This is a genomic window from Streptomyces sp. NPDC059454, assembly GCF_042749965.1.
Taxonomy (GTDB): Bacteria; Actinomycetota; Actinomycetes; order Streptomycetales; family Streptomycetaceae; genus Streptomyces.
Map to the genome: position 1 here is coordinate 1 of NZ_JBHYVC010000105.1, position 11,378 is coordinate 11,378.

The following is an 11,378-nucleotide window of genomic DNA, read 5'->3' on the forward strand; positions in this document are numbered from 1 at the left end:
CTGCGGGCCCCTGAACGCGCGCCGGTAGGCGTACGGGGTGGTACCGACGGTCCGTACGAAGTGGTGGCGCAGCGCCGCCGCGTTGCCGAAGCCGGTACGACCCGCGATCGCGTCCACAGTCTCGTCCGTCGCCTCCAGCAGATGCTGGGCCAGCAGCACCCGCTGGCGCAGGATCCAGCGGTAGGGCGTGGTGCCGGTCTCCTGCTGGAAGCGGCGGGCGAAGGTGCGCGGCGACATGTGGGCGCGGGCGGCGAGCTGCTCGACGGTGGTCTCCTCGTCGAGGTGCCGCTCCATCCACACCAGCACCTCGGAGACGGTGTCGCACCCGGACCGCGGCAGCGGGCGCTCGATGTACTGGGCCTGCCCGCCGTCGCGGTGCGGAGGCACCACCATGCGCCGGGCGATCCTGTTGGCGACCTCCGGACCCTGCTCCTTGCGCACCAGGTGCAGACAGGCGTCGATGCCGGCGGCGGTGCCCGCGGAGGTGATCACCGGGTCCTCGTCGACGTAGAGCACATCCGGTTCGACCGTCAGATGGGGATACTGCCTGGTCAGGTCCTCCGCGTGCTTCCAGTGGGCGGCGGCGCGCCGGCCGTCGAGGAGCCCGGCGGCGGCGAGCACGAACACCCCGGAGCAGACGCTGAGCACCCGCGCGCCCCGGTCCACGCCCCGGCGCAGGGCGTCCAGCAGTTCGGGCGGGAACTCCCGGGAGACGTAGGAGGAACCGGCGGGCACGGCGATGAGGTCGGCCGTCTCCAGACGCTCCAGACCGTGCTCGACCTGGAGGGAGAAGCCCGTGTTGGTGCGCACCGCGGGACCGTCGGCCGAGGCGACGGCGAAGTCGTAGACCGGCAGTCCGTCGTCGCTGCGGTCCACGCCGAAGACCTCGCAGACGACGCCGAGTTCGAAGGGGTTCACGCCGTCGAGGAGGACGGCGGCCACGTTCCGGAGCATGGCTCCAGTGTGCCGCACCCTTGGCAGTAAATCGAGGGTGTACGGCAGTCCTGCCACTGCCGGTAAGGGACGTTCGGCGTGACAGTGGTGTCATGGATACGACGCAGAGGGAAGCACTGATCGCGATGGTGGCCGTTCTCGGCCTGTTCCTCTTCATGACCCTGCCCGCCCTGATCGGCATCGCGCGCGAGCGGCGGATCGACCGGCAGATCGAGCGGGCCGGGGCCGCCCGCGCCGCCGCCGAGCGCCGCAAGGGGCCGACGGCCTCACGCCCGGCGACGGGTGCCGCCCCGCACCGCACCGCACGAGCGGCGTGACGGCGGGGCGGCACCCGGGCGCACGACTGTCTAGAAGTCCTCGTCCAGGTCGACCGTGCCCTCCACGGCGACCTGGTACGCGGACGGGCGCCGCTCGAAGAAGTTCGTCAACTCCTGGACGCCCTGGAGCTCCATGAAGGAGAACGGGTTCTCCGAGCCGTACACCGGCGCGAAGCCCAGCCGGACCAGCCGCTGGTCGGCGACGCACTCCAGGTACTGCCGCATCGACTCGGTGTTCATGCCCGGCAGACCGTCCCCGCACAGGTCGCGCGCGAACTGCAGCTCGGCCTCGACCGCCTCGCGCAGCATGTCGGTGACCTGCTGCCCGAGTTCCTCGTCGAAGAGCTCCGGCTCCTCCTTGCGCACGGTGTCGACCACGTCGAAGGCGAAGGACATGTGCATCGTCTCGTCGCGGAACACCCAGTTGGTGCCGGTCGCCAGCCCGTGCAGCAGACCCCGGCCGCGGAACCAGTAGACGTAGGCGAAGGCACCGTAGAAGAACAGGCCCTCGATGCACGCGGCGAAGCAGATGAGGTTCAGCAGGAAACGGCGGCGGTCGGCCCGCGTCTCCAGTCGGTCGATCTTCTCCACCGAGTCCATCCACCGGAAGCAGAACTCGGCCTTCTCCCGGATGGACGGGATGTTCTCCACCGCCGCGAAGGCCGCCGCCCGGTCGTCCGGGTCGGGCAGGTAGGTGTCGAGCAGCGTCAGGTAGAACTGGACGTGCACCGCCTCCTCGAAGAGCTGCCGCGACAGGTACAGCCGCGCCTCCGGGGAGTTGATGTGCTTGTACAGGGTCAGCACCAGGTTGTTGGCCACGATCGAGTCGCCCGTCGCGAAGAACGCGACCAGCCGGCCGATCAGGTGCTGCTCCTCGGGGCTGAGCTTCGCCAGGTCGGCCACGTCCGAGTGGAGGTCGACCTCCTCCACGTGCCAGGTGTTCTTGATGGCGTCCCGGTAGCGCTCGTAGAAGTCGGGGTAGCGCATGGGGCGCAGAGTCAGCTCGAAGCCGGGGTCGAGCAGGTTCTTCGTCGTCATCACTGGCAGGCCTCGCAGGACTCGGGGTTTTCCAGGGAGCAGGCGACGGCCTCGGGATCGGCCGCCTGCGGAACGGGGACGGTGGCGCGCGCCGCGCGGGCGATCCGGGTCGCCGGGCGGGAGCGCAGGTAGTACGTGGTCTTCAGGCCCTGCTTCCAGGCGTACGCGTACATCGAGGAGAGCTTCCCGATGGTCGGCGTCTCCAGGAACAGGTTCAGCGACTGCGCCTGGTCCAGGAACGGGGTGCGGGCGGCGGCCATGTCGATCAGAGCGCGCTGCGGGATCTCCCAGGCGGTGCGGTACAGCCGCCGCACGTCCTCGGGGATCCAGGCGAGGTCCTGCACCGAGCCGCCCGCCTCGCGCAGCGCCTCACGGGTGCGCGCGTCCCACACGCCGAGCCGCTTCAGATCGTCCACCAGGTACGAGTTGACCTGGAGGAACTCCCCGGACAGCGTCTCGCGCTTGAACAGGTTGGACACCTGCGGCTCGATGCACTCGTACACGCCCGCGATCGACGCGATGGTGGCGGTGGGCGCGATCGCCAGGAGCAGCGAGTTGCGCATCCCGACGGAGGCGATCCGCGTCCGCAGCGCCGCCCAGCGCTCCGGCCAGGTGAGGTCCGTGTCGTAGTGATCGGGGTGCAGCACGCCCCGGGCGGTACGGGTCTTCTCCCAGGCCGGGAGCGGGCCGTCCCGCTCGGCGAGGCCGGCGGAGGTCTCGTACGCGGCGAGCATGATCCGCTCGGCGATCCTCGTGGACAGGGCCTTCGCCTCCGGGGAGTCGAAGGGCAGCCGCAGCTTGAAGAGGACGTCCTGCAGACCCATGACGCCGAGACCGACGGGGCGCCACCTGGCGTTGGAGCGGCCCGCCTGCTCGGTCGGGTAGAAGTTGATGTCGACGACCCGGTCGAGGAACGTCACGGCCGTACGCACCGTCTCGTCGAGGCGCTCCCAGTCGATGTCCCCCCGGTCCACGAAGGCTCCGAGGTTGACCGACCCCAGGTTGCAGACCGCCGTCTCCCCGTCGTCGGTGACCTCCAGGATCTCCGTGCAGAGGTTCGAGGAGTGGATGACGTGGCCGGGCTCCGCGGTCTGGTTCGCCGTGCGGTTGGCGGCGTCCTTGAAGGTCATCCAGCCGTTGCCGGTCTGCGCGAGCGTGCGCATCATGCGGCCGTACAGCTCGCGGGCCGGGAGGGTCTTCTTCGCCAGGCCCCTCGCCTCGGCGGCCCGGTACGCCGCGTCGAACTCCCCGCCCCACAGGTCGACCAGTTCCGGCACGTCCGCCGGGGAGAACAGCGACCAGGGCGCGTCGGCGTCCACCCGGCGCATGAACTCGTCCGGCACCCAGTGCGCGAGGTTCAGGTTGTGTGTACGGCGGGCGTCCTCGCCGGTGTTGTCGCGCAGCTCCAGGAACTCCTCGACGTCGGAGTGCCAGGTCTCCAGGTAGACCGCCGCCGCGCCCTTGCGCCGGCCGCCCTGGTTCACGGCGGCGACCGAGGCGTCGAGCGTCTTCAGGAACGGGACGATGCCGCCTGAGTGCCCGTTGGTGCCGCGGATCAGCGAACCCCGGGCGCGGATGCGGGAGTAGGACAGGCCGATGCCACCGGCGTGCTTGGAGAGGCGGGCGACCTGGTGGTAGCGGTCGTAGATCGAGTCCAGCTCGTCCTTGGGGGAGTCCAGGAGGTAGCAGGACGACATCTGCGGGTGCCGGGTGCCGGAGTTGAACAGCGTGGGGGAGGAGGGCAGGTAGTCCAGACGGCTCATCAGCCCGTACAGCGCGGCGACCTCGTCCACGGAGCGCGCGCTGTCGTCCTCGGCGAGTCCGGCGGCGACCCGCAGCAGGAAGTGCTGGGGCGTCTCGACGACCTTGCGGGTGAGCGGGTGCCGCAGCAGGTAGCGGCTGTGCAGGGTGCGCAGGCCGAAGTAGCCGAAGCGGTCGTCGGCCCGGGTGTCGATCAGCGTGTCCAGGCGGGCGGCGTGCATCCGGACGAACCCGGCGGTCCGGTCGGCGATCAGACCCTCGCGGTGCCCGGTCGCGACGGACCCGGTGAACGAGGTGACGCCCTGCGAGGCGGCCTCGGCGCGGATGCCGATGGTCAGCAGCCGGGCGGCGAGCCGGGAGTAGGCCGGGTCCTCGGAGATGAGCCCGGCCGCCGCCTCGGTGGCCAGCTCCCGCAGCTCCGCCGCGTCGGCGGAAGCGGACCGGCCGCGCAGCGCGGCGGCGGCGACCCGGCCGGGGTCGGCGCCGGGCAGGTCGGCGGTCAGCTCGGTCAGGGTCCGCAGCAGCGCGGCACCGGGGCCGCCGCTCTCCTCGGTCACGTCGATCGCTGAGGCCGGATCGGCTGGCGCGATGGTCACGTGGGGCTCTCCCTCGCTCGGCACGGGGCCTCGAAGGGGGCAGGGGCAGCACACGAGCGCACGCGGCGTCGCGTCCACCGGCCCATTCCGCGAGGCCCGGACGTCCACGCACCCGGACCGGACGGCCGGGCGCACTGTCGGCAGGTCCTCGGACTGACGCCCACGCACACGCGTACGCGGGCATGGGTACACCGTTGCGGGACAGTTCCGGATTCACACCGGATTCCCCTGCGGCGACAGCGAGCATGAGCATACATCTTGTGCCGGGTGGCGCTGGCAGCCCCATATGTTGTGTCGCGCCGGTCTCAGAGTGTCAATGTGTAGGCGAGGAGCATGAAGTCGTCCACGTCCGGCAGCGGGTTCCAGTCGCGCTCGGGAGCGCGGGTGAACCCCAGCCGCTCGTAGAGGCGGTGGGCGGAGCGCATGGCGGGCCGGGTCGACAGCACGATCCCCCGGCAGCCCTCGGCGGCCCGCGCCCGGTCGACGCAGGCCCGCACCAGGGCCTCCCCGGCACCCCGGCCCCGGCCCGCGTGGGCGACCGCGAGCATCCGGATCTCCGCCTCGCCGGGCCCGGCCATGTCGCCCATCGGCCCGCCGCCCGGCACGAAGGTCACCCCGCCCAGCACCGTCCCGCTCCCGTCGGCGACCAGCACCTCGGCGGCCGCCGCCCGCTTCGCCACGTCCCTGAGCCTGTCGAGATACGGGTCGCTCTCCCCGAAGTCCAGCAGCCCGTCCCGCAGATAGGCCTGCGCGGTGATCTCGCCGAGTTCCTCGTACTCGCCGGGCTGCACCGGCCGGATGACGATGTCCATGAGGGGAGTGTGCCGGACGGGTACGACAACGGGCCGCCGGATTTCTCCGACGGCCCGTCACCCGATGTGCCTGCGGCGTCAGTGCGCGCTGCCCGCCGTGGCCGGCGGAAGCTCCACCTGGACGCCGGGGTCGCCCGCGTCCGCCGTGTAGTCCTCCGGCTTGGTCTGGTCGACGCCCTCGGGCGCCTTGAGGGCCCGCATGACGAAGGTCAGCACGACCGTGACCACGACGTTGAGCACGAACGCGGTGAGGCCGATGTAGCCGATCTCACCGATGCCCGGGATCTCCTTCGCCGATCCGCCGAAGTGCTTCTGCGTCGGCGAGGCCACCCCGTACGCGGCGACCGTGCCGTAGACCATGCCGACCGCCCAGCCGCCGATCAGCGCCCAGCGGTGGAACCAGCGGGTGAACAGACCGCCCACCAGCGCCGGGAAGGTCTGCAGGATCCAGATGCCGCCGAGCAGCTGGAAGTTGATGGCGACTGTCTTGTCCATGGTCAGGACGAAGGCCAGCGCACCCACCTTCACCAGCAGGGACACGATCTTGGAGACCTGGGTCTCCTGCTTCGGCGTCGCGTCCGGCTTGATGAAGTCCTTGTAGATGTTGCGGGTGAACAGGTTCGCCGCCGCGATCGACATGATCGCCGCCGGCACCAGCGCGCCGATGCCGATCGCCGCGAAGGCCACGCCCGCGAACCAGTCCGGGAACATGTTCTCGAACAGCTGCGGGATCGCCAGCTGGCCGTTGCTGACCTTGACCCCGGCCGCGATCGCCATGAAGCCGAGCAGCGCCAGCAGGCCCAGCATCAGCGAGTACAGCGGCAGGATCGTGGTGTTGCGGCGGATCACCTCACGGCTGCGCGAGGACAGCGTCGCGGTGATCGAGTGCGGGTACATGAACAGCGCGAGCGCCGAGCCCAGCGCCAGCGTGGCGTACGTCCACTGGCCCGCCTCGCCCGGTACCAGCGCACCGCGCGGAGCGCCCGTGGCCGGGTTGGTCTCGCTGTACGCCTCCCTCGCCGAGGCGAAGATCTCGTCGAAGCCGCCCAGCTTGACCGGGATGTAGATGATCGCCACCACGATCACGATGTAGATCAGCGTGTCCTTGACGAACGCGATCAGCGCGGGGGCCCGCAGACCCGACGAGTACGTGTACGCCGCCAGCACCCCGAAGGCGATCAGCAGCGGCAGGTCCTTGATGAACCAGTTGGTGTCCTCGCCGCCGCCGACGCCCATCACGTCCAGCACGGCCTGGATGCCGACCAGCTGGAGCGCGATGTACGGCATCGTGGCCAGGATGCCGGTGACCGCGACGGCCAGCGACAGGCCCTTCGAGCCGAACCGGCCGCGCACGAAGTCGGACGTCGTGACGTAGCCGTGCTTGTGCGACACCGACCACAGCCGGGGCAGGAAGGTGAAGATCAGCGGGTACACCAGGATCGTGTACGGCACCGCGAAGAAGCCGGCCGCGCCCGCCGCGTAGATCGCCGCCGGTACGGCGACGAAGGTGTACGCGGTGTACAGGTCGCCGCCGAGCAGGAACCAGGTGACCCAGGTCCCGAAGGACCGCCCGCCCAGGCCCCACTCGTCCAGGCTGTGCTCGTTCTCGGCCTTGCGCCAGCGCGCGGCCATGAAGCCCATCGCCGTGACCAGCAGGAAGAAGAAGATGAAGACGGCGAGCGCCACGCCGTTCACGCCGTCGTTCACTGCGACGCACCGCCCTTCGCGGCCGAGCGGACGCGCTGGTCACGCTGCCAGAGCTTGTACGCGATCATCGTCAGGACGGTGGAGACCAGTACCCACAGCATCTGGTACCAGTAGAAGAACGGGATGCCGATGAACACCGGGTCGCTCTTCGCGTAGGACCCGACCCACAGCATGGCCACGAACGGTGCGACGAGACAGAGGGCGATGACGACGCGCACGGGCGTCACCACCGGCCCTCCTCTGGTTTCTGGGGCTTGTGACATCAGACGGCTCCGTCCCCTCATTGATCACCGGCGGTCATGCGCAGGAAATCTAGGTCAGGGTGTGGCGCAGTCGTAACCCCTCGTCCGCATAGCGGTATCCAGGCGCCGCCCAACCGAGAGGAAACAGCAACGGAATCCCTGCCGACCGCCCGCTTCGTCGGGTTTTGCGGATCCGCCGAGGACCCGCCGAGGGGCCGGTCCGGACTCAGTCCTGGGGACGCTTCAGGCGCGCGACGAACTTGTACCGGTCGCCCCGGTACACCGACCGCACCCACTCCACCGGCTGTCCGTCCCGGTCCAGCGAGTGCCGGGACAGCATCAGCATCGGCAGGCCGACGTCGGTGCCGAGCAGGCCGGCCTCGCGCGGGGTGGCCAGGGAGGTCTCGATCGTCTCCTCGGCCTCCGCGAGACGGACGTCGTACACCTCGGCGAGGGCGGTGTAGAGGGAGGTGTACTTCGTCAGGCTGCGGCGCAGCGCGGGGAAGCGCTTGGCGCTCAGATGGGTGGTCTCGATGGCCATCGGCTCGCCGTTGGCCATACGCAGCCGCTCGATGCGCAGCACCCGCCCGCCGGCCGTGATGTCGAGCAGCCCGGCGAGCCGGTCGTCGGCGGTGATGTAGCCGAGGTCCAGCAGTTGCGAGGTGGGCTCAAGACCCTGGGCGCGCATGTCCTCGGTGTACGACGTGAGCTGGAGCGCCTGGGAGACCTTGGGCTTCGCGACGAAGGTGCCCTTGCCCTGGATGCGCTCGAGGCGCCCCTCGACCACCAGCTCCTGGAGCGCCTGGCGCACGGTGGTGCGCGAGGTGTCGAACTCCGCCGCCAGGGTGCGCTCGGGCGGGACCGGCGTGCCGGGCGGCGCCGTCTCGGTCATGTCGAGCAGGTGCTTCTTCAGCCGGTAGTACTTGGGCACACGCGCCGTACGGACCGTGGTCCCACCCTCGTTCTCCGCACTGCTGACGTCGGTGCTCATGCTCTGCCTTCCCGGCTCCGCGTGCCGAAACGACCGACATCACCGTCGGCCACGGCTGACATCGTGGCACGGCTCGGGGCGGGGGTGTGCCCCGCACGCTCCGTGATCCCCTTTGTATACCCCTGGGACGAGGGCTGGTCCAGACCACGGGCGACCGCTCAGATGCCCTGCCAGTCCGGCTTGTTCGCGTAGGTGTGCCGGAAGTAGTCGGCGAGCTTCAGCTTGGCGGCGGCGGCCTCGTCGACGACCACCGTGGCATGGGGGTGCAGCTGCAGCGCGGACGCCGGGCACACCGCCGCCACCGGCCCCTCGACGGTCGCGGCGACCGCGTCGGCCTTGCCCTCGCCGGTGGCGAGCAGGACCAGGTGACGGGCCTCCAGGATGGTGCCGATGCCCTGGGTGATCACGTGGTGCGGGACCTGGTCGATGTCGCCGTCGAAGAAGCGGGCGTTGTCCACCCGGGTCTGCTCGGTCAGCGTCTTGATCCGGGTGCGCGAGGCGAGGGAGGAACAGGGTTCGTTGAACCCGATGTGCCCGTCCGTGCCGATCCCGAGCAGCTGGAGGTCCACACCGCCGGCCCCGGCCAGCTCCCTGTCGTACGTCTCGCACGCGCCCTGTACGTCCTCGGCGGTGCCGTCGGGCCCCATGAAGGCATCCATCCCGATCCCGAGCGGCTCCAGCACCTCGCGCCGCAGCACCGAGCGGTAGGACTCGGGGTGGTCGGCGGGCAGTCCCACGTACTCGTCGAGCTGGGCGATCCGTGCCCGCGCGGCGTCCACGGCACCGGAGCGCACCCTGGCCGCGAGCGCCTGGTAGATGGGCAGCGGCGTGGAGCCGGTGGCCACGCCCAGCAGGGCGTCGGGCTTGCGCCGCAGGAGCTGTGCCATGGCCTCGGCGATGAGCTCGCCGCCCGCCTTGGCGTCCGCAACGATGACAACTTCCACGGTGGGCCTGCCGATCTTGAGGAGGACTCGACTGGGACCGGACCCGTCGGCACGGGCCCGTGCGGTGGTGCAATGTGGTTTAGACCAATCTCAATCTAACAGAGCGGACGCGGGGGCCGCGCGCCGAAATTGACCCGCCCGACCGGCCCCGCGCGAGAACCGCACGGGTTAGGCTGCGTGACGGACGTTCACGGGTCCGGACCGACGGCCATGTGACGCCGAAGAACCCTGACCGACGCATTTACAGGGACAGTGGTCTAGTCCACAATGCACAACAGGGCACAACAAGCCTGCCTTCCCCGCACAGGAAGGCGGAACCGAGGAACCGGAGCTCTCTGCCCTGACTGCCCCGGCTCCTCGTCCCTCGGCCGACCGGGACCGCACACCCCACGGCCGATGTTGCTCCGGGCTGCGGTGCCGGGAGGGTTGAGGGTCCCTCTCAGGCGCCGCGGCCCGCGGGTGTCCCGCGGACCGCCGGGTACGCTCGCTGACGTGCCCTCCATGAACGAACTCGTACGCCAGCACACCGCCCTCGACGACACCGATCTCGAGTGGCTCCATCTGCTGGTCTCGGAGTGGCAGCTGCTCTCCGACCTCTCCTTCGCCGACCTGGTCCTGTGGGTCCCCACCCGCGACGGCACCCGCTATGTCTCCGTCGCCCAGATGCGGCCCAACACCGGCCCCACCTCCTACCAGGACGACATGGTCGGCCATCTCGTCCCGCGCGGACGCCGCCCCATGCTGGACGCGGCCCTGGACGAGGGCCGGATCGTGCGCGAGGGGGACCCGGAGTGGCGTGAGGAGGTTCCCGTACGGGTCGAGTCCATCCCCGTACGGCGTGAGGGGCGCGTCCTCGGGGTCATCGCGCGCAACACCAACCTGCTCACCGTGCGCACCCCGAGCCGGCTGGAGCTCACCTACCTCCAGAGCGCCTCGGACCTGGCGCAGATGATCGCGGCCGGCTCCTTCCCGTTCGCGAACCAGCAGCTCGAGATGGACGCCTCGCCCCGCGTCGGCGACGGACTGATCCGGCTCGACGCCGACGGCATCGTCCAGTACGCCTCCCCGAACGCCCTGTCCGCGTACCACCGTATGGGTCTCGCCGCCGACCTGGTGGGTCATCACCTCGGGCAGACCACCGCCGAACTGGCCCCCTCCCGCGGTCCTGTGGACGAGGCGCTGGCCAAGGTCGCCAGCGGCTGGGCCCCGCGCGAGTTCGAGATCGAGGCGCACGACGGGGTGATCCAGTTCCGGGCGATCCCGCTCAAGCCGAAGGGGACGCGCATCGGTTCACTGGTGCTGCTCCGTGACGTCACGGAACTTCGCCGCCGCGAACGCGAGTTGATCACCAAGGACGCGACCATCCGGGAGATCCACCACCGGGTGAAGAACAACCTCCAGACGGTGGCGGCGCTGTTGCGCCTGCAGGCGCGGCGCATCGGGTCCGAGCGGGGGCGTGCGGCACTGGAGGAGGCGGTACGCCGGGTGGGGTCCATCGCGATCGTGCACGAGACGCTGTCCCAGAACCTGGACGAGCGCGTGGAGTTCGACGAGATCGCCGACCGCGTCCTCGCGATGGTCGCCGAGATCTCCCCGGGCAAGGTCGCCGGCCGGCGCACGGGCCGCTTCGGCATACTCGACGCCGAGGTCGCCACGCCACTGTCGATGGTGCTGACCGAGGTGCTGCAGAACGCCCTGGAGCACGGCTTCCGCGAGGGCGAGACCGGCACCGTCGAGGTGTCGGCGGTCCGCGGCGGCACCACGAAGGAGACCCGCCTGCTGGTCACCGTGCAGGACGACGGAGTGGGTCTGCCCGAGGGCTTCGACCCGCACACCGGGGGCAACCTCGGTCTGCAGATCGTGCGGACCCTGGTGGAGGGCGAGTTGGGGGGCACCTTCGACATGGTTCCGGCCCCGGAGCGGGGGACCAGGGTGATCCTGGACATCCCCGTGCAGTCGGACAAGTAGCGGGCGCGGACGGCACGAAGCCCCGGACCGCTGAAAGCGGTCCGGGGC

Annotated in this window: 10 protein-coding genes and 1 riboswitch; of the genes, 2 read left to right on the forward strand and 8 right to left on the reverse strand. The window is 70.4% G+C overall.

The annotated features are described in order from the left end of the window. On the reverse strand, positions 1-954 hold a 954-nt coding region (locus tag ACFXAE_RS35340), incomplete at its 3' end, for a GlxA family transcriptional regulator (protein WP_384723526.1). 92 nt (positions 955-1,046) lie between these two features. Here ACFXAE_RS35340 and ACFXAE_RS35345 point away from each other — a divergent pair. Further along, entirely contained in the window at positions 1,047-1,271 is a 225-nt protein-coding gene (locus ACFXAE_RS35345; RefSeq protein WP_384723529.1) for a hypothetical protein, read from the forward strand. Positions 1,272-1,301: 30 nt separating this feature from the next. On the opposite strand, the gene ACFXAE_RS35350 is transcribed toward ACFXAE_RS35345, so the two are convergent. The 7 genes from ACFXAE_RS35350 to nagB form a co-directional block, all read right to left on the reverse strand. After that, positions 1,302-2,309: a ribonucleotide-diphosphate reductase subunit beta gene (locus ACFXAE_RS35350; protein WP_384723532.1), complete on the reverse strand. Its 1,008-nt coding sequence runs from the start codon at positions 2,307-2,309 to the stop codon at positions 1,302-1,304. Continuing rightward, positions 2,309-4,666 (reverse strand): ribonucleoside-diphosphate reductase subunit alpha, encoded by a 2,358-nt coding sequence (locus tag ACFXAE_RS35355; RefSeq protein WP_384723535.1) that lies wholly within the window; start codon positions 4,664-4,666, stop codon positions 2,309-2,311. The genes ACFXAE_RS35350 and ACFXAE_RS35355 overlap by 1 nt, the downstream gene beginning before the upstream one ends. A 143-nt stretch (positions 4,667-4,809) precedes the next feature. Then, a riboswitch (cobalamin riboswitch) is annotated at positions 4,810-4,894 on the reverse strand. Between the two features lie 77 nt (positions 4,895-4,971). Next, a complete protein-coding gene (locus ACFXAE_RS35360; protein WP_384723538.1) occupies positions 4,972-5,478 on the reverse strand; it encodes a GNAT family N-acetyltransferase in 507 nt (168 codons plus the stop codon). Between the two features lie 78 nt (positions 5,479-5,556). Beyond that, on the reverse strand, positions 5,557-7,185 hold the full coding sequence (gene mctP / locus ACFXAE_RS35365) for a monocarboxylate uptake permease MctP (protein ID WP_384723541.1): 1,629 nt from the start codon (positions 7,183-7,185) through the stop codon (positions 5,557-5,559). Continuing rightward, positions 7,182-7,448 (reverse strand): DUF3311 domain-containing protein, encoded by a 267-nt coding sequence (locus ACFXAE_RS35370; RefSeq protein ID WP_384723544.1) that lies wholly within the window; start codon positions 7,446-7,448, stop codon positions 7,182-7,184. Before ACFXAE_RS35370 ends, mctP begins: the two co-directional genes overlap by 4 nt. Positions 7,449-7,653: 205 nt before the next feature. After that, on the reverse strand, positions 7,654-8,418 hold the full coding sequence (locus ACFXAE_RS35375; protein ID WP_217129564.1) for a GntR family transcriptional regulator: 765 nt from the start codon (positions 8,416-8,418) through the stop codon (positions 7,654-7,656). 158 nt (positions 8,419-8,576) lie between these two features. Further along, positions 8,577-9,362, reverse strand: coding sequence for a glucosamine-6-phosphate deaminase (gene nagB, locus ACFXAE_RS35380; protein WP_384723547.1), 786 nt, complete (start codon positions 9,360-9,362; stop codon positions 8,577-8,579). 492 nt (positions 9,363-9,854) lie between these two features. Here nagB and ACFXAE_RS35385 point away from each other — a divergent pair, with 492 nt between their 5' ends. Continuing rightward, positions 9,855-11,330 carry a sensor histidine kinase gene (locus ACFXAE_RS35385; RefSeq protein ID WP_384723550.1) on the forward strand — a complete coding sequence of 492 codons (1,476 nt, stop codon included), beginning with the start codon at positions 9,855-9,857 and terminating at the stop codon, positions 11,328-11,330. Positions 11,331-11,378 lie beyond the last annotated feature (48 nt).

Bases quoted from the DNA above. Each gene is read 5' to 3' on its own strand.
- ACFXAE_RS35345 (WP_384723529.1), top strand. From the start codon at position 1,047: ATGGATACGACGCAGAGGGAAGCACTGATCGCGATGGTGGCCGTTCTC.
- ACFXAE_RS35350 (WP_384723532.1), bottom strand. From the start codon at position 2,309: ATGACGACGAAGAACCTGCTCGACCCCGGCTTCGAGCTGACTCTGCGC.
- ACFXAE_RS35360 (WP_384723538.1), bottom strand. From the start codon at position 5,478: ATGGACATCGTCATCCGGCCGGTGCAGCCCGGCGAGTACGAGGAACTC.
- ACFXAE_RS35370 (WP_384723544.1), bottom strand. From the start codon at position 7,448: ATGTCACAAGCCCCAGAAACCAGAGGAGGGCCGGTGGTGACGCCCGTG.
- ACFXAE_RS35375 (WP_217129564.1), bottom strand. From the start codon at position 8,418: ATGAGCACCGACGTCAGCAGTGCGGAGAACGAGGGTGGGACCACGGTC.